The organism is Paenibacillus sp. D2_2, from assembly GCF_031199965.1.
GTDB lineage: Bacteria > Bacillota > Bacilli > Paenibacillales > Paenibacillaceae > Fontibacillus.
Map to the genome: position 1 here is coordinate 287454 of NZ_CP133605.1, position 17824 is coordinate 305277.

The following is a 17824-nucleotide window of genomic DNA, read 5'->3' on the forward strand; positions in this document are numbered from 1 at the left end:
CGAAGTCGGACATGACGAAAATGATGAATCTCGATATTGTGGCCAGCCGTTTTTTAACGCTCAAGAAGAGAGAGGCCGTCAGAAGGTTATTATTGTGGACAGTAAATATGCGACGAAAGCATTCGGTTCAGAAGCAGGAGCGGTGGGGAGAAAACTCGTTAGTACGATGGGAACTTATCGCATTATTGGTGTGTACAAGCCGCAGGAGAGCATTCTGAGCGGGATGGAGGGAGAACGTTATTCGAGCTATGCTCCCATTACCACCATGCCTCGGGGTGATGACGGGGATAATATACGTCTGGGTGTTATCGAAGTTCTCGCCTCATCACCGGATCACATGGATCAGACCGTGAAGGATGTTAAGACGTGGTTCGCCAAGAAGAAGAATACCAATGTCGGGCAATATTTATCTCAGACAGGGAAAGAAGCCGAGCAGATGGTGTCTAGTACCTTTAGTATTTTGCAGACGATCATTGGTTCCATAGCGGGTATCTCCTTGCTGGTTGGCGGTATCGGGGTCATGAACATTATGCTGGTATCGGTGACGGAACGTACGAGGGAGATTGGAATTCGCAAAGCGATCGGCGCTACACCGGGGACAATTATGGTGCAATTTATGATTGAGGCGGTCATATTATCCTTTATCGGCGGGGCGCTCGGAGCACTGTTGGGGCTGCTAATCGCCTTCGTGTTCGCCATGATCACCGGTTGGCCATTCGTCATTAGTATTTGGGCGATGGCACTAGCCTTTGGCTTCTCAGCTGCAGTGGGCATCTTCTTCGGCCTTTACCCGGCCAATAAAGCGTCCAAGCTGCATCCGATCGAGTCGCTACGGTATGAATAGGGAATCATGCATAATGGCAGGTTTATATGAATGTCCCCTGATCTTCGTCATATGACTCTGGATCAGGGGACATTCAACAGTTATTTGCTGTTACTAAGAGTTTTCTGAATTTGTTCGGCGGCGAATAATGCTTCAGTATCTTCCATAATGTCCCCGGCTTATTTCCCTCACCAATAACATACCCCGCGAAGGATATCCCCATGAAGTCGAAGATATATTGGAACTGCTGGATTAGAGGCAGTCCCTTTATATAGGGATTATCTCCTCCAACTACGATGACATAGGCTTCTTTCGAGGACATGGTATCTTTGAAATTGGAGTATTCTTGATCTCGTAATGTCTGCGACCAGCGATCAATGAACAGCTTCATCGTTCCTGACATGCTGTACCAATAAATGGGCGTGGCGAATATGAGAGTATCCGCATCCATAATCCGATCGATAACCGAGTTATAGTCATCGTTAATTTCAAGGAATCCGCCCTCATTATGGCGCTGATCCACTAGAGGCACAATCGTATGATCCTTCAAATAGATCTTATCCACGTCCAGATTGTGAATTACCTTCTCAGTAAGCAGTTCGGTGTTACCTTGGTCTCGAGTTCCTCCGTACAGGACTGCTATTTTCATTTATTAACGACTCCCATATCGAATTTAGACTTGCTGCTATTATTATCATCAAATAATACGGAATCAATGAGCTCCATTCAAAATTTAATGAACCCTCCAGGTCAGAATACCAGCGTTCATGCTGCGGCACGCATCCATGGCGGCTTTAGCAGTCTGATATTGCTCTCCCCAGGCAACGAGATATCGGAATTCATAGAATCCGCCCAAAGTGGCTGCAAAGTTGGTCTCCCAATAATTATTCATCGGCCAAGCATATAAATGTCCTGGGTCTTGCTGTAGCTTGGTATCGCCATTAAGTAGACGAAACTCATGATTCAACGAACCAAGTTGAATGAGTGGCGTATCTGGCATGGCAATCACGGTACCATTGTGAGCTGATACATAAGCTGCACCTTCGCCTACGCAGTAGTAATCCGCCAAGCTGCCTGTTAATTGATCTTTGCGTGGACGTGTCAGTGCATCCATTTTATCGATCCATAATTCCTCAGCTTCATTCATTATTGGGCTTCCGAAAGGAAGAGAGATATACAAGTTCTCCGGATCCCATACGCTGTCTTTATGGATACGAACCGCTACATCAACCCGAGGATGCTTGGCATAAGCGGTAACAAACAATGAATAATGAGAGCAGCCTGCTACCTCGAATGTCAATTCAACGGTACCATACACATCACCTTCTGCAATAACCTCTGCTTTTGTTAGAATACCCGTTGAAGTAACCGCATCAGGGCCTTTACGGTTGCGGCCCATTTTGCGTCGCACTTCGTACTGATCCTCAACCTTAGCTGCTCGGGTCACGTCATAAACGGGTGTAAAGGCATGGTGATTGCGATCCTGCCGCAGCATTTCCTTGTTCATGCGTTTATCGACCCAAGAGGTAATGCCGTCTCCTTTGGCCCATTTGATGTGGACGAATGGGGTGTCAATATAGGTTGATGTCACCTTGAATGCCCGCGCGTTGCTTGTCACATCCAGATCCATCATTCGGTCCGATCCGACATAGTCGTTGCGATACGCCGTTCTAACTTCGGTGGATTTAACGGCTTGAATATGGACGATCTTCTCTTCGCCTGCCTGAAGTGTAACTGGAATACTTACAATTACACCGCGCGAGGCAAGTCTGAGCTGAGAAGGGTACAATTCGCCACTGTCTACATCACGCACCTCAAATCCATCTTTAATTAGGCTGTAGTGCCAACCCTCCATAATAAGATGGGCGAAATCCTCCTGAACGAAGTCGAATGGATTAGATAGTTTAAATTTCATCGGCCGATTTGGGGATAGAAGTGCATCCCCCTTATGCTCAAGAATGTCATAGAGCGCGCGATGTGCAGCAGTGCTCGCATTTGCCGCGAAAGCCTCTTTACGCACGCCTAATTCCTGAACAAATGGATTCCACGGTTCGGTGACTGAGGAATGATAGCCCCAGGTATGCTCTGCAAATAACGTGAGTTGATACTCTATATCCTTAATGGAATCAGGGGATACGATCTCGCAATGAGGATCTAATCTTTTCACCTTGTGATACGCACGCACAGCTTCGCGGTATACCTGCACATGCTTAGGCGTCGAGCCCGTACCATCTGTCCACCAGTCCGGCCAGTCACCGCGATGGACAGGGATATCCTCGGGATAGCTTGCAGCATGTTCACGGACTTCCGTGAAGAAGTCCTCTAAGGTCGAAGATACGATCATGATCTGTTCCCCATGCTTGGCATTCCACTGCTGAATGAACTCCATGATCTGTGGATTAGGTGAGCCATTGTCCGTCGGCAAGCCGGAGAACATAACCGGTGCAAAGTGGAATGAATAGCCATCTTGCTCTAAGCGATTAATATAACGCTGTATTCTCGTCTCCGCGATCTCGAAGGTAACGCCTTGGCTAGTATCTAGTTCATCCTTGATTGTATAGGAGCCGCCAATTCCCGGGATGAGTCCTAAATCATTGCCGAACATATAGTGTTCACCATTCCATGCTAGCAGCCGTTCACCGCTTGGCATCTCCCACCAAAAGGGCTGCTGTTTCTTCCATAGCGGATACATAGAATGATGCGTATGAATGCAGGTGACCAAGTTCTGAATGCCCGCATCAAGCAAGACTTGGCCATATCCCCAGCTAAATCCGGTAATATCCGCAGTCATAGCGGATGTCACTGGAGCTTCTATAGAATTCCCATAGCTTTGAATGCGCCCGATCATCGACTCTAGCAGTTCTTTGTTCATCAACTCGCTCATATTGAGGTAAGTCCCTGATAGTCCAATCTCACCGCGGCGAACGGCTTCGGCAAATTCAGCCTTTTCTTGCTCGCTGGCTCTTCCCATAAAGGACTCAATCGGCCAAAATGTCTCACATACCCACTTAAAGCCTGCCCATTCTGGATGGCGACCTGATTGGATTTCACGCAAAATCTGCAGGGCCTGACGTATGAAATTTATATGGTATTGCTGGATTTTCTCTTGACGTTCTGTATAGCCGACATCGGTATGAGAATGATGTATGGCGTAAATTTTCCATGGTTTTTGACTTGGCATGTAGATCTCTCCTTTAAGTTCGTGATCAAAAGCTGGTTCAACCGGCTGAATTCAAGATTCGATGTCGAGTTGCTTCCCGAAATACCTCGTGATCAAAAGCGGAACATATGTGAAATACCTAGGAATGTGTTTTCTAGCATCCGCTCTGAAGTGTGTATTTGAATTTGATGCAGATCAGCGAAGCCTTGAAGAGCGGCACTGAATAAATGAAAGCTCTTTGAGAGTTGCCCTCCGAATACGAGAAGATTTGGTTGGAATGCCTGAATGTACGGAATGAGCATGTCTGCAAGGCGAGTGCCAAACTCCGTAAAAACCTCTCTGGATAATACATCACCGGCTATAGCGTCTTCAGCCAGTTCTTTCACGTCGAGATCGTGATTCATCACCCCCAGGCTGTGGGCAAGCTGAAGGATACCGCGCTTGGAGAAAGCATCATCAATGATTCCATCACGGTAGGGCTGATTGTACAGCCAGCCGTTAGCCGGAATACCCACGAAATGATCAATAATGGTTGATTTGTCGATAAAAGCAGAACCTAGCCCGGTACCTAAAGTTAGCGCAATGAAGCGATCCTGCGGATAATTCGTGCTGAAGCCTAGCGCAAATAGTCTGGCATCATTCTCAAACCTAATTTCTGCCGATTGAAGCGGTCTCACCCATGAACCTTGTTCTTGTGCAAGCCGTTCATAGAAGGCCCTTTTGACATTAAATCCGTAAAGTGATTCGAATTTCTCCAGCCCCTGAATGTAACAAATTCCTTGCTCGTAATCGAAAGGGCCGGGAAAAGCCAAACCGATATGCCAATGGCTGTCTTGTTCAATGAATTGTGAATGGTAAAAATCTACTTGGTATTTAAAAATATGAATAAATTGCTCAATAATCGTCTCTTTATCTTGGTCTGCTAACGAAGGGAATTCCTTCTGGCTAGCGGGGATAGGGACATGGTTCAGCATGATGCAGCTTTTGATAAATGTTCCTCCTACATCAAGCGCGATAACGATATTACGCTTCAATGAGGCTCACATCCCAGGTTTTGGATACACCCGCTTTGATGAGTTTACATGGTCCACTACCAAGATTTACGATTCGGTAAGCTCCGAAGTTGGCAGGTAGAATATAGGATTCGGCATATTTAAACTCTACATAAATAGACTCATCCGCGCATGATATGATCCGCACCTGTTCGCCCTCGACGAGATTGTACATCACCATTTCAGCGTTTGTGTTATCCTCCCAAGTAGTATGCAAGTGCACCCGATGGACATAGAACAGTAGATCATCATGCTGACCTAATAAATACTCCTCATTCTCACCTTGCGACTGTAGCAGGGTAGGGAGTGGAATGAGATGTTCCTCAACCCACTTGGTCTTCTTGAAGAAGTCGATATTCTCAAACGCATGATCGATGTTAATAGGACGTGGTTTTCCATCTAAGCCCTGACGTAGATAATCATAGATTTTGAAGGTGAACCACCATGTGGTGGATGAGATTTCAAGCACTAGATTATCCTTACCTGATGCATGTACTGTTCCGGTTGGGATGAGGTAGAGATCACCCTTCTTCGCAGGATAGGAATTAATATAATCCGTTATTTCAATCGGGACTCCGGTATCTTGAGCGGTCTGTACGGCAGTATAGAAACCTTCCTTGGTACATGGCTCCGTCAGCCCCAGGTACACCTCGGAGTTGCCCTTGTTCTCCATAATATAATAGGATTCCTGCTGCGCCATGAACTCGTTGAACTGGTTACGAATGTATTCCTGATTCGGATGAACCTGACAGGATAGGTTACTGCCATCCATCGTATCCAAATAGTCAAAGCGAATCGGGAAATAATCGCCAAATAGCTTAACGAGCCGTTCTCCGAGAATCGAGACATGTTCATAATGCATGACAAGGAGAAAGGGAATTTCAATCTGCTTGCCTTCATATTCCATAATGATAGAGTTCTCTGGAGCAATCGGTTCAAAGCTCCATGCGCAGTTAGCCCAATCGGCGGGTAGGTCGGCGAATTCTTTGAGAAATTGACCACCCCAAACCCCCGGAGCAAAGAACGGTTTCACGCGCATAGGTGCTTGAGCGATACTGGAGATCATTTGACGAAGCGTACAGGTTGTGGTCATCACGGGAGCATTAGGTTGATTCATATCGATGTAGTAGTGGACAGCGTTCAGAATTTGCTTGCGATAGGTCTCAAAAATAGGCCATTCCACAAACAGAGATATTTTGTACTTCTCTGTGTCATCTTCGTTCCAATTGAATCCAAAATTCAGCAACTGCTGCTTGTATCCGATTTGCTGATTCTCACGTGAGACATCCAAGAAGTAGGTAATGTCGAAATTGCTGTCGCCTAGCCAATAAGCGCCTGGACCACACGTGATGACACAGAGCGGAAGCCTGGAGGGCCTGGTAGCTGTGGTCGCATCATGTAGGGTACTTGCGGCTTCATGCTTGGCATTGGGTCGAAAATAATCTTCAATCGTCCCTTTCGTGAAATAACCGAATGCGCGGTTATCCGTAATATTCTGCCCAAAATGCTGACGCAGCTCTTCACTTGTTTTGATAAAGCTGCTGGTTTCCATGACGAGAGTGGAGTATCCCTGTTTCTTAATTGCTTCTACCATGCTTTGCAGAACCGGCTGGAAATGGGCTCCATGAGTCCCATCAAGAGCGATGCGAATGAGGCTAGGGTGGTCCTGTTCGGCTAGAGAGATTAATGGTGCGAATATCGTCCCATACCCTTGCTGCAAACCTGCCTTAGCATAAGGTACCGCTGAATCAGGTCGGATCGGATGATAGCGAACGGGGTTGACAGGCCTTTTCTCAAACATTCAAGCCACACTCCTATACAAATGATTAGCTTCATTGTAAGAAGATTTAAGGCGTAAATCTTTAGAAACAGGCTCCTGTTTTTTGTACAATTCGGACATTATGGGGAGAGCGGCTGGGGGAGGATCGAGTTATGTCTGTTTCCTGTTTTGCCGCCCATCTGTAAATTGAGCCTTTCGGAACTTGGCAGGGGCAACGCCCAGCTTTCTTGTAAATACACGGGTAAAATAATGGACAGATTCAAATCCAGTACGTTCGGCGATATCCTTAATGGCAATGTCACTGTTAAGCAGCCAGTCTTTGGCCTTCTGTACTCTACGTTCCTGTACATAATGCACAAAGGTTTGACCTAGCTGGGTGTGAAACAGTCTTGATAAGTGCCGCGAGGAAATCCCCAGCTCTTGAGAGACTTGTTCAATTCGTAGAGGTGAAGAGAGATTATCTTCTATATATAGCTTGGCTCGTCTCAACTGGCGGTGCTCCTCGGTGTCCTCATTTAAGGCATCACCACTTAAATTCGGCGTAGAAGAGAGACCATGCAGGAAGGAAAGAAGCAGAGAGAGAACAAGGTGCTGCAGCATATCTCTAGGGATGGGCTGTGCACTCTCGATCAGGCCTAGAATTGTCTGCCAAATCTGCGCTGTGATCTGGGAGTCTTCCGGGTCTGCGACAATCTTGCCATGGTGAGCTATGCTGCGGAAGCCTCTCGTATAAGCCTCGGAGGTCTGCGATTCATTGACTTCAAAAGCTACGAAGAACAAGGCAAGGCCCTGTTCACTGCGAATTTGATGCCATACCCCGGGCTTTGAACAGAACAGGGTTCCAGCCTGCAATGGATAATCGACGCCATCGTCTGTGTATTCACCTGAACCCTCAAGCACGTAGCAGATTTCGAAAAAAGAGTGCCGATGTGGAGAGTTATTAAAATGAAAGGGCATGAATCCCCAATAATGAATTCGGAATGACGCCTGATCTCCGCTAATTTGCGTGATTTGTTGATTGAGAAGGGCATTTGCTCTTCTGAAGGCTTCATAAGACATGATGAATTCCTCCGATTAAACATAAAGTATAATAAACTATGTATTATTTTTGATTCTAGCAAATATGTTCTGACTTCACCAAGGTATGTTGAAATTATGTCACCTAAATGAAACCTTTTGCCTAGAATTGCTGTATTATATGGAAAGATGGACTTCTGGGAAGGGAGTGCTTAGCGGTGGGGATTTTTTCAAGGATGAAGAATATAACAAGGGCCAATGCGAACTCTTACAAGGACCAGGCAAATGATCCGGAGAAGGCGATTGACGAGTATTTGCGCAGCTTGAGCAGCGACCTGGGCAAGGTTAAAGCTGAGACAGCTTCCCTACTTGCGGAAGAGCGAAGGGCAAAGACGGCGCTGGACGAGTGTAGTAGCGAGATCAGGAAAATGCAGAGGTATGCAGATAAATCGGTAGAGGCAGGAAATGAGGATCAGGCACAGAATTTTCTGGACCAACAAGCCAAACATGTTGAGAGGTTAAGTGACCTTCAGACTGCCTACAATCTAGCTTCTTCTAAGGCTGTCGGCATGAAGCAAGTGCAGGATAAGCTGATAGCTGATCTGGCAGAGCTGGAGCATAGACGGATTGAGCTGAAGGGGAAGCTGGCGGAGGCCAGGCTCCAACAAGGGATGAATTCAGACGGCCAATCTTCGGGTCAGGCCTCGTTCAGAGAGATTGAAGAACGGATGACACAGGCGATCCACGAGGCGGAGGCGTTGGCTGAGCTTCGAGCAGATCGGGAGAATGATCTGGATAACAAGTAACAGATGTTTTTGCTATTTTTAATGTCATTGAGGTGAGCAGATGAACGTTATTGAGTATAAGTGTCCGAATTGCGGCAGCGGTATGGTCTTCGATTCGGAGAAGGGGACACTTACCTGCCATAGCTGTGGCAGACAGGATAATATCGAGCAGTACCAAGACCCTCTTAGCCAGCAGGCCTTCTCGTCAGATGAAGTGCAGGAGTATCATTGCACGAGCTGCGGTGCGGTCATTATCGCTGATGTGGAGACGGCGGCCACTATGTGTAACTTCTGCGGTTCGGCGGTTGTTCTCGGCGATCGCTTGAGTGGGAAGCTAGCTCCATCGCTAATCATTCCTTTCTCGATCAGTAAGGAGCAGGCGACGCAGGCTTTTAAGAAGTGGTGCAGGAATGGTCGACTGACTCCGAGCGGATTTATGGCTGCGAATCGGATCAAAGGGATGACAGGAGTGTATGTCCCGTTCTGGTTGTATGAATTACATAATAAAGTGGATGCACATGGGCATGCCACGATAGTGCGAACTTACACCAGGGGAGATTACCGCTATACGGAAACGCAGCATTTTAATATCTATAGGGGCCTTCATCTGAACTATCTGCGCGTGCCGATTGACTCGTCGAAGAAGATGGATGATGGGCTGATGGATCGGCTAGAGCCTTTCCCTTATGATCAGTTACGGAACTTTAAGACCCCATATCTGGCCGGTTATGTTGCGGAGAAGTACAGTTATACGGATTCAGAACTGTTGCCGCGGGCCAAAGATAAGATCAGGAGTTATATCGAGGAATCGATCTCATCATCGGTATCGGGATATTCGACCTTCCTGTTTACTGATAAGCAGATTGATACGAAGGTGATGAACGCAGAGTACTGCATGGTACCGGTATGGATGTTCCAATATGACTACAACCGGAAGAGCTATACCTTCGCGATGAACGGCCAGACGGGCAAAGTGGTAGGCAAGCCTCCGCTTAGTATGGGGAAGATGGCGGCATGGTTCGCTGGGATTGCTAGCGTCTCATTTCTGTCACTCAAGATCATCTCATGGGCGATGGAGGAGGGTTCCTGTGAAAAGAAAAGGTGCATTACTAGGTTTGACAGCTATATTGCTGCTTCTAGTAGGTTATCTAATTAGCCCTGCTCCATTCGCTGCAGCAGCTACAGAAAATAAGAAGTTGATCTATGATAAGGCGAATCTTCTTACGGAGGACGATTACCTCGAACTGAATAAGATGGCTAATGAATACGGGGTCAAAAGAGACACCGATATCATAATTATTACGACGAACAATGATCAGAACCTGGACGTCGTCGCGATTACGGAAAATTTCTATGATAATCAGGCGCCCGGATATGATAAGCCACATGGCAATGCGGTCCTTCTGACATTAGATATGAGGAATCACGAAGTGTATTTAGCCGGATTCTATAAAGCTAAGGAGTATCTGGATGATGGTAGGTTGGATAAGATCCGCAACAAGATTACATCGTATCTCTCACAAGGTGATTATAAACAGGGATTCGAGGAGTATATCAAGACATCCTATAAATATATGGGCTTCAAGCCTGGAGTGAACCCGGACAATATTCTGTTTAGTATCTGGTTCCAATTGGGCGGGGCGTTGGTGATCGGAGCCTTGGTAGTTGGGGTTATGGCTGCTCGCACTGGCGGACGCGTCACCGTGAACCGGCACACCTATGAGGATGCCAGCACTTCAGGGATCGTTGGCAAGCAGGATCAGTACATCCGGACTACGGTCACGAAGCAAAAGATCGAAAAGAGCTCCGGCAGCTCTAGCTCCGGCGGCGGTGGCGGTGGAGGAATTACCGGCGGGGTCACTCACATAGCGGCAGCAGAGGCTCGTTCTAATATAAGAGGAAGTTCAAAAAGTCCGCCTTTGATCACGAAGTAACACTGAGAGCTTATTCGACATCGAATCTTGAATTCAGCCGGGCCTTCCGGTGCTCACGTACCCAAAACGTACGCTCCGCTCCTCAGGCCCTAGCTTCATCCAACCTTCTCGGTGCTGAAAGCCGTACTTTTGAACAAGATTATAAAAGATTTCGGAGGGGATTTATATGGAATTTTTTAAGAATCAATTTGCTAACGTTGTGGAATGGGAAGAGTTCCGAGATGATATGATCTTCTGGAAGTGGAACAATCGGGAGATCAAGAAAGGCAGTAAACTGATTATTCGTGCTGGTCAGGATGCTATCTTTATGAATAGCGGCAAGATCGAGGGGATTTTTCAGGAAGACGGGGAATACAACATTGAATCTGAGATCATTCCATTCTTGTCTACACTGAAGGGCTTCAAATTCGGCTTCAACAGTGGTATGAGGGTAGAAGTCCTCTTCGTGAACACCAAGGAGTTCACCGTAAGATGGGGGACGCAGAATCCGATTCTAATCCCAACTCCGCAGCTTCCAGGCGGCATGCCGATTCGTGCGAACGGTACGTTTAATTTCAAGGTGAATGATTATGTGACGCTGATCGATAAGATCGCCGGGATGAAGAGAGCTACCTTGTTGATGATGTGAAAATTCGCATCACTTCCGTACTGGATCAGCTGTTAATGAAGTGGATCAGTAAAGAAGGCAAGGACATGTTCAATCTTCAGGCCAACGCGGGCGATATTGCTAAAGGGGTTCGTGAGGATCTGGATATGGAGGTCCTGGCGAGCGGTATGACGATCACAGGCTTCCAGATCATGAGCTTCAACTACCCGCAAGAAATTCAGGATATGATTACGAAGAATGCATCCTATGAGATGATCGGCAACCTGCAGAAATACCAGCAGGTCAGTATCACAGATGCTATGGCCTCCGGTAACTTACATGGCGGCGGAGCTGCTTCGGATATGGCCGGAATGATGATGGGAATGAACATGGCGAATGAAATGATGAAGAATATGAATCAAGGTACGAATCAGAATGCGAATTCACAGCCGGCAGCGTCCGGAAATCAGCCACAGCAGCCTGCAACTCCTCCGGTGTCTGAAGGCGGCGCCAAACCGAACTTCTGTCCGAACTGCGGCGCGAAGAACGAAGGGGCTAATTTCTGCCGAATTGTGGTCAGAAGCTGGGTTGACGGTGTGGTTCTCTCCATAAGTAAGCTAATTTAGAAAAAGACAGGGTGTATAAAATGCACCTTGTCTTTCTGTTTGTGTGATAGACGTAAGAGGAATTTCTGATGACTCTATATTTAAAGACAACTGCTCGTCCCTTACTTTTCTTGAAGCAGAGTAACATAGAAGGTATGTTTATATTAATAGCATCAAAATAGTGTTTTCCGGAGGTCGAATGGGACAAGTTCTGAAGAGGATTAGCTGGGTGTTCGTCACCATCATAAGTATTTTGCTGCTAGTTATCGCAGTCAGCTTCATTAATCATCGGATTCAATTGAATAGAGAGGCGGGCCTGATAACTCCGCCAGGAACAATGGTGAATGTGAAAGATCACCAGATGCATGTGTATGCTGAGGGGAGCGGTCCAAGGACGCTGGTCTTCATGTCTGGGGCGGGACAGCTTCGCCAATGCTTGATTTCAAGGGCTTGTATTCCAGGCTATCAGATCGTTATAGAATCGTCGTTGTAGAGAAAGCGGGCTATGGCTATAGCGACACAGCAACGATATCCCGAGATATCGATACGATTTTGGAGGAGACAAGAAGTGCTCTGAGCTTGGCAGGCGAGCAGGGGCCATATATTCTGTTTCCACATTCCATGTCCGGGATTGAAGCTCTGTATTGGGCGCAGAAATACCCGGATGAAGTTATTTCTATTATCGGACTGGACCCTGCAATACCGGAGGCCTATGAGAAATATCCTCTGCCGTCTAAATTTATGATGGGACTCACTGGCTTTGGAGCCCGGATCGGAGTTACTCGTTTCTTCCCGGGATTGTGAATTCCTCAGCTGCGATTCAGGAGAATCTTCTAACCGAGCAGGAGAAGAGCGTATATCGGGCGATCTTCTATCGAAAGACGCAAACCTCCAATATGAATGAAGAGGTGAAGATGATCGCAGATAATGCTAAGAAGGTAGCGGAGGCCGGTATTCCCGAAGTGCCGATGTATTTCTTCATATCAGATGGAACAGAGATCCCGTTAGCCGATTGGAAGGAACAATTAATCAGCTATGCGAAATCGTCAACTCATGGTCAGTATATGATTCTTGAATGTGGTCATTATGTACATGATTATGAACCCGAGCTCATTGCGGAAGAGAGCACGAAATACATAGAAGGACTTTACGGGAACTGATTTTATAGTTGAGTATGGGATGATTTAGATGGATTACTAGCCTATATATTTTCCCTGTGAAGCAATGTACTTTGATCCGCGCAGCATTGCAACTCAGGTCAAATCACGGAAGATGCGCTCTGATATTATCAAACGTGAAGGGAGGCATACTTCCATGTACGAATGGAATGAGACGGTGCAGCTTATGGTGGATTGGGTAGAGCGTCATCTTACGGAAGATCCATCGCTATTGAATATGTCCAAGCAACTCGGTTATTCGCCCTATTATTGCTCTCGGCAGTTTAATGCCATAACAGGTACGACTTTGCGGGACTATATATGGACGCGGAAGGTCAGCCGTGCGGCCTTGGAGCTTCGTGATACGGATGAACGGGTGTTGGATATCGCTATCAAGTATGGATTTTCCTCGCAAGAGGCATTTACGAGAGCATTTGTAAGAGCCTTTGGCGTCACCCCTTACGTTTACCGCAGAGCACCGAAGCCAATTCCATTGGCTATGCGTGTGGAGGTATTCTCGCCTTATCATTATTTCATGAAGGAGCGGGATCAGATGGATCAGGGTCAAATGCAGCAGGTGGAGGTTCGTAAGGAATTTATTCAGGCACATAAGTTCATTGGGATATGGGACATTTCCTCTCAGAATTACGGACAATTTTGGGAAAACGGCCATAGTTGTGATGATATCTGCGGGGTTTTGGAGAGTATGTCCCATCAGGTGCTCCCAGGGCATCTGGTGCAGATGGCTGGCTGGTTTTACGATAAGGGGCTAAAAGGATATTTATACGGTATTCCAGTTCCGGCAGACTATCAGGGTGAGGTTCCTGATGGAATGGAGTGCAGGGAGATTCCTGAGTCGGAATATTTGGTGTTCTATTATCCACCCTTTGATTATTTGAAGGAAAACGGTACGGTAATGGAGATGGTGGAACAGAAGGCATGGAATTTTGATCCGACAAGCATGGGTTACGAATGGGATGAGGACATCAAGCAGGATTACCAGCGGCATTTCGCGGAAGGTTACGGATATGCAGTTCTTCGTCCAGTGAAGAAATTAGTTTAAGGGTGTGAAAGGTCGTCATTTGACAAATGGTAACTGGTTACGTATTATATATGTAACTAGTTACTTTATTTTGTATTGGAGTGATTTGCGTTGACCGATATGGAGAAACAAGCATATATTTTTGGTGGTATTCTTACCTTGGCTAATCGGCTGCAGGTTCTAGGAGACAAGCTGGATGACCATATTACGTTGAAGCAGTGGCTTTTCATCGCAGTGATTTCGAAGCTGGAGCAACCGACTCCAACCATAAGCGAAGTGGCTAAGGTGACTGGAAACTCCCGGCAAAATGTTAAGAAGATGGCGGCCTTGCTTGAGAAGCAGGGGTTCATATCGCTAACGAAGGATGAGCAGGATGCAAGAATCGTTAGAATCCACCTTACTTCAAGATGTATCGCTTATTTCCAGAATAGAAGTGGCAAGGAGAACGAGTTCATGGCCAACCTGTTCGACGCCTTTGATGACAAGCTGACGGATGGGCTGTACGAAGGAATGATGAAACTGGCCGACAATGTGAATAAAATGGAGAATGCGCTTGAATAGAAGGACAGGGGGTAAGAGACTCATGTGGACGGTCGTTGTGATTCTCGCAGTAATATTAGCAGGGATCATTATATTCTTAAACATATCTTATTCCGGCACTAGAACAAAATTCGAGCGGACAGTTGCAGAGCAGATCGCTGCTTCTCCAGCTATTTTAGCTTCTGATGGTATTTTTACAATGGACGATATTAAGGAATTACCGGAGCCTGTTAGAAAATATTTCGAATATAGTGGATATATCGGTACTCCGAAAATATCCTACATGAAAGCCGCGTTCAAAAATGTCGATTTCATCATGTCTCCGGATAAGCCATCTATCAAAATCGATTACACGCAGTACAATTTCGTAAGCGAGCCTGTAAGACTCGCTTACATTGATACCTCTATGTATGGGATTCCATTCGAAGGGTTTGATTCTTTTGTTGATGGTCATGGTGGCATGAAAGGAGTTCTCGGCAAAGTCATTCCCCTCTTTAATCAGACAGGAGAGGATATGAATCGAGCTTGTCTCGTCACCTTTCTCTCAGAATCCCTGGTAGTTCCAAATGCTGCCTTACAGCACTACATTACATGGGAAGCCGTGGATGATACCCATGCCAAAGCGACAATAACTTATAAAGGTATAACGGCCAGTGGGATATTTACCTTCAGCGAGAACGGGCAGCTTCTAGCCTTTACGACAGAGGACAGGTCAGTCATATCTTCCGATGGGACCATTCAACAAGTGACCTGGTCGGCTATATTCAAAGATTACAAGACGATCAGTGGTATCCAGCAGCCGACTCATTTACAGGCCGTATGGAATTACGAGCAAGGAGATCTTGTTTATTTTGATAGTGATGACTTTATGATTGAGTATGCTGCGAATTAAGGAATTAAGCACCTGAACTCTGTTTATGCCAAATCTAACGGACACCACGGACTCTTATTCGTGAAAAACAGCCGTTTTCAAATTCTAACGGACACTACAGATGCTTAAATGCTGAAAACCACGCCCAAATGAGTATTTTCACTAAATATGCTTCATCTATGTCCGTTAGAAATCCCAATGGTCGAAAATACCCGTTTAAGCGTCCACTATGTCCGTTAGAGTTTGAGCTCCATAAAAAATGTCCCAAACTATGTGGGCATTGTACAAAACCAGACCAATCCAATCCAGAGCGATTGGTTTTTCTTTTTGAGAAGACGAGATGAGATTCCCATTTGATGATACTCTCTTGTATGAGCGAAAATAGCGACATTATATGCAGAGTGCCCCCGTTCGTAAACGATCATCATTTAAGCTAAACTTTCATTTTTTAATATTTTAAATTTTGAGCGTTGGGGTTAAATAGTGGCAATTTACGGGTTCCACGGGGCCCTTATGATTAGGGCAAGTTATCTCACGGATAGCGGCCTTATACATAAACAACAGGAGGGGGACAATTCTTGATGTTTGCGAATGTGAAGAAGCAGCAGCGTGCTCCTGCAAGAACGGCGACGGGGAAAAATTATAAATGGTTGATGGTGAGACGTAATAAGGCCCTATACTTATTTATTCTGCCGGCATTCTTATACTTTTTTATTTTTGCTTATGTTCCGATGTACGGTGTACAGATCGCTTTTAAGGATTTTATTGCTACGAAGGGCTTTGGTGGCAGCCCGTGGGCCGATCCGTTATTTAAGCATTTTATTACTTTCTTCAGTTCGGTACGGTTCAGCGAGATTTTCTGGAATACGATCCGGATCTCCTTCTATTATTTGCTCGTCAGTTTCCCGGCTCCGATTATATTGGCGCTGATGATCAATGAAGTCCGGAACACCCGGTTCAAGAAGCTGGTACAGAATGTTACCTATATGCCCTACTTTATTTCCATGGTTGTTCTGGTAGGCATGATCGACCTATTCTTCTCCAACTCAGGACTGGTTAACCAATTGACAGGGCTGTTCGGGATGGAACCAGTGTTATTTTTGCAAAAGGAAGCATTATTCGATCATATGTATGTGTGGTCAGGTGTGTGGCAAACCACCGGGTACGGCTCGATCATCTATTTCGCAGCGCTAGCAGGTGTATCACCCGAATTGCATGAAGCGGCAACGATTGACGGTGCGTCCCGCTTACAGCGGATTATTCATATTAATCTTCCGGCGATCATGCCGACTATTATTATCATGCTGATCATTAGTGTCGGCGGAATTATGAACCTCAGCTTCGAGAAAGTATTGCTGATGCAGAAGGATATTAACATCGGTAGCTCAGAGGTTATTTCCACCTATGTGTACAAGCTGGGGATACAGAAGGCACAGTACAGTTTGTCATCCGCGGTCGGCTTGTTTAACAATATCATTAATCTGATCTTGCTTATTATGGTTAACAAAATTTCGCGCAAAGTTGGCGAGACATCATTGTGGTGAGGTAGGGATGATTCCATGCAAGTGAAAGAGACGAATTCGGATAAGCTGTTCAACATGGTCAATATCACGATCCTGGTTGTAATCCTGCTGCTTACCATGTATCCGTTATGGTTTATTGTAAGTGCTTCCATTAGCAACCCGGACCTGGTGAACTCCGGCAAAATGCTGCTGTTGCCCAAAGACATATCCTTTATCGGTTATACGAGCATCTTTAATGATAACAGTATTTTAAGAGGGTACCTCAACACGATCCTTTACACGGTTGGCGGGACGGCGGTCAATGTTGTCGTGACTGTGCTGGCGGGATACGCGCTGTCACGCAGAGATTTTGTAGGGAATAAATTCTTCACGATTATGTTCCTCATCACGATGTTCTTTTCTGGGGGCCTCATTCCGACGTTTATGACGGTGAAGAGTGTAGGGTTATACAATTCGCCCTGGGTAATGGTCATTCTGGGGGCCACATCGATGACCAACATTATTATTACGAGGACCTTCTTCCAGACGACGATACCGACAGAGATTCAGGAAGCGGCGCAGATTGACGGCTGCTCCAACTTACGTCTGTTCCTGCAGGTCGTGCTTCCGCTATCTACGGCGATTGTGGCCGTCATGGCACTGTTCGGCGCTGTCGCCCATTGGAACAGCTATTTCACCGCCCTGATTTACATTCGGGATGAGCAATGGAAGCCGCTGCAGATTGTACTGCGCGAAACCTTGCTGAAGAGTCAATTCAACGCGAATCTCCTGCAACAGGGTGGGGATACGGCGGGGCTGCTGAAGGAAGAGCTGCGAACGGCAGAGCAAATCAAGTATGCACTGATCGTGGTTGCGTCTTTACCGGTTATGGCGATGTATCCTTTTGTACAGAAATATTTCGTCAAGGGAGTCACACTCGGATCGGTTAAAGGCTGATTATATAACCATT

15 protein-coding genes and 4 pseudogenes are annotated in these 17824 nt (G+C 46.3%); 14 read left to right on the forward strand and 5 right to left on the reverse strand.

Translation table 11 applies throughout. The annotated features are described in order from the left end of the window. Positions 1-61: 61 nt before the first annotated feature. Together RE628_RS29405 and RE628_RS29410 are read left to right on the forward strand one after the other, a co-directional pair. Positions 62-352, forward strand: a pseudogene (locus RE628_RS29405) (ABC transporter permease); the annotation flags it as partial. Positions 353-529: 177 nt separating this feature from the next. Further along, positions 530-844, forward strand: a complete 315-nt coding sequence (locus RE628_RS29410) for an ABC transporter permease (protein ID WP_375143087.1) — start codon at positions 530-532, stop codon at positions 842-844. A gap of 80 nt (positions 845-924) precedes the next feature. Here RE628_RS29410 and RE628_RS01440 read toward each other — a convergent pair. The 5 genes and pseudogenes from RE628_RS01440 to RE628_RS01460 all read right to left on the reverse strand — a co-directional run bounded on the left by RE628_RS01440 (position 925) and on the right by RE628_RS01460 (position 7874). Beyond that, positions 925-1472: pseudogene (locus tag RE628_RS01440) on the reverse strand (flavodoxin family protein). Positions 1473-1556: 84 nt separating this feature from the next. Beyond that, positions 1557-4004, reverse strand: coding sequence for a glycoside hydrolase family 38 N-terminal domain-containing protein (locus RE628_RS01445; protein ID WP_309157066.1), 2448 nt, complete (start codon positions 4002-4004; stop codon positions 1557-1559). Positions 4005-4096: 92 nt separating this feature from the next. Continuing rightward, positions 4097-5017 carry an ROK family protein gene (locus RE628_RS01450; RefSeq protein ID WP_309157067.1) on the reverse strand — a complete coding sequence of 307 codons (921 nt, stop codon included), beginning with the start codon at positions 5015-5017 and terminating at the stop codon, positions 4097-4099. Beyond that, a complete protein-coding gene (locus tag RE628_RS01455; RefSeq protein WP_309157068.1) occupies positions 5007-6836 on the reverse strand; it encodes a class I mannose-6-phosphate isomerase in 1830 nt (609 codons plus the stop codon). Before RE628_RS01455 ends, RE628_RS01450 begins: the two co-directional genes overlap by 11 nt. Before the next feature lie 129 nt (positions 6837-6965). After that, positions 6966-7874 carry an AraC family transcriptional regulator gene (locus RE628_RS01460; RefSeq protein ID WP_309157069.1) on the reverse strand — a complete coding sequence of 303 codons (909 nt, stop codon included), beginning with the start codon at positions 7872-7874 and terminating at the stop codon, positions 6966-6968. 176 nt (positions 7875-8050) lie between these two features. Between RE628_RS01460 and RE628_RS01465 the strand changes: the two genes are divergently transcribed. The 12 genes and pseudogenes from RE628_RS01465 to RE628_RS01520 all read left to right on the forward strand — a co-directional run bounded on the left by RE628_RS01465 (position 8051) and on the right by RE628_RS01520 (position 17811). Then, the gene (locus RE628_RS01465; protein ID WP_309157070.1) at positions 8051-8638 is read left to right on the forward strand and encodes a PspA/IM30 family protein; all 588 of its coding nucleotides are present in this window, start codon (positions 8051-8053) and stop codon (positions 8636-8638) included. 40 nt (positions 8639-8678) lie between these two features. Beyond that, positions 8679-9773: a TFIIB-type zinc ribbon-containing protein gene (locus RE628_RS01470; protein ID WP_309157071.1), complete on the forward strand. Its 1095-nt coding sequence runs from the start codon at positions 8679-8681 to the stop codon at positions 9771-9773. Next, positions 9706-10508: pseudogene (locus tag RE628_RS01475) on the forward strand (TPM domain-containing protein). Before RE628_RS01470 ends, RE628_RS01475 begins: the two are co-directional and overlap by 68 nt. A gap of 209 nt (positions 10509-10717) precedes the next feature. Continuing rightward, positions 10718-11729: pseudogene (locus RE628_RS01480) on the forward strand (SPFH domain-containing protein). Positions 11730-11941: 212 nt separating this feature from the next. Further along, a complete protein-coding gene (locus tag RE628_RS01485) occupies positions 11942-12235 on the forward strand; it encodes a hypothetical protein (RefSeq protein ID WP_309157072.1) in 294 nt (97 codons plus the stop codon). Continuing rightward, positions 12175-12546, forward strand: coding sequence for an alpha/beta fold hydrolase (locus tag RE628_RS01490; RefSeq protein WP_309157073.1), 372 nt, complete (start codon positions 12175-12177; stop codon positions 12544-12546). Before RE628_RS01485 ends, RE628_RS01490 begins: the two co-directional genes overlap by 61 nt. After that, positions 12543-12902 carry a hypothetical protein gene (locus RE628_RS01495; RefSeq protein WP_309157074.1) on the forward strand — a complete coding sequence of 120 codons (360 nt, stop codon included), beginning with the start codon at positions 12543-12545 and terminating at the stop codon, positions 12900-12902. The genes RE628_RS01490 and RE628_RS01495 overlap by 4 nt, the downstream gene beginning before the upstream one ends. Before the next feature lie 154 nt (positions 12903-13056). Continuing rightward, on the forward strand, positions 13057-13962 hold the full coding sequence (locus tag RE628_RS01500) for a helix-turn-helix domain-containing protein (RefSeq protein WP_309157075.1): 906 nt from the start codon (positions 13057-13059) through the stop codon (positions 13960-13962). 99 nt (positions 13963-14061) lie between these two features. Then, on the forward strand, positions 14062-14502 hold the full coding sequence (locus tag RE628_RS01505; RefSeq protein ID WP_309159327.1) for a MarR family winged helix-turn-helix transcriptional regulator: 441 nt from the start codon (positions 14062-14064) through the stop codon (positions 14500-14502). Positions 14503-14524: 22 nt separating this feature from the next. Then, positions 14525-15373, forward strand: coding sequence for a DUF6544 family protein (locus tag RE628_RS01510; protein WP_309157076.1), 849 nt, complete (start codon positions 14525-14527; stop codon positions 15371-15373). A gap of 560 nt (positions 15374-15933) precedes the next feature. Beyond that, entirely contained in the window at positions 15934-16896 is a 963-nt protein-coding gene (locus tag RE628_RS01515) for an ABC transporter permease (RefSeq protein ID WP_309159328.1), read from the forward strand. 15 nt (positions 16897-16911) lie between these two features. Further along, on the forward strand, positions 16912-17811 hold the full coding sequence (locus RE628_RS01520) for a carbohydrate ABC transporter permease (protein ID WP_309157077.1): 900 nt from the start codon (positions 16912-16914) through the stop codon (positions 17809-17811). Positions 17812-17824 lie beyond the last annotated feature (13 nt).

Coding starts and splice junctions, on each gene's coding strand:
- RE628_RS29410 (WP_375143087.1), top strand. CDS start 530: ATGCTGGTATCGGTGACGGAACGTACGAGGGAGATTGGAATTCGCAAA.
- RE628_RS01445 (WP_309157066.1), bottom strand. CDS start 4,004: ATGCCAAGTCAAAAACCATGGAAAATTTACGCCATACATCATTCTCAT.
- RE628_RS01455 (WP_309157068.1), bottom strand. CDS start 6,836: ATGTTTGAGAAAAGGCCTGTCAACCCCGTTCGCTATCATCCGATCCGA.
- RE628_RS01460 (WP_309157069.1), bottom strand. CDS start 7,874: ATGTCTTATGAAGCCTTCAGAAGAGCAAATGCCCTTCTCAATCAACAA.
- RE628_RS01470 (WP_309157071.1), top strand. CDS start 8,679: ATGAACGTTATTGAGTATAAGTGTCCGAATTGCGGCAGCGGTATGGTC.
- RE628_RS01485 (WP_309157072.1), top strand. CDS start 11,942: ATGGGACAAGTTCTGAAGAGGATTAGCTGGGTGTTCGTCACCATCATA.
- RE628_RS01490 (WP_309157073.1), top strand. CDS start 12,175: ATGCTTGATTTCAAGGGCTTGTATTCCAGGCTATCAGATCGTTATAGA.
- RE628_RS01500 (WP_309157075.1), top strand. CDS start 13,057: ATGTACGAATGGAATGAGACGGTGCAGCTTATGGTGGATTGGGTAGAG.
- RE628_RS01505 (WP_309159327.1), top strand. CDS start 14,062: ATGGAGAAACAAGCATATATTTTTGGTGGTATTCTTACCTTGGCTAAT.
- RE628_RS01510 (WP_309157076.1), top strand. CDS start 14,525: ATGTGGACGGTCGTTGTGATTCTCGCAGTAATATTAGCAGGGATCATT.
- RE628_RS01515 (WP_309159328.1), top strand. CDS start 15,934: ATGTTTGCGAATGTGAAGAAGCAGCAGCGTGCTCCTGCAAGAACGGCG.
- RE628_RS01520 (WP_309157077.1), top strand. CDS start 16,912: ATGCAAGTGAAAGAGACGAATTCGGATAAGCTGTTCAACATGGTCAAT.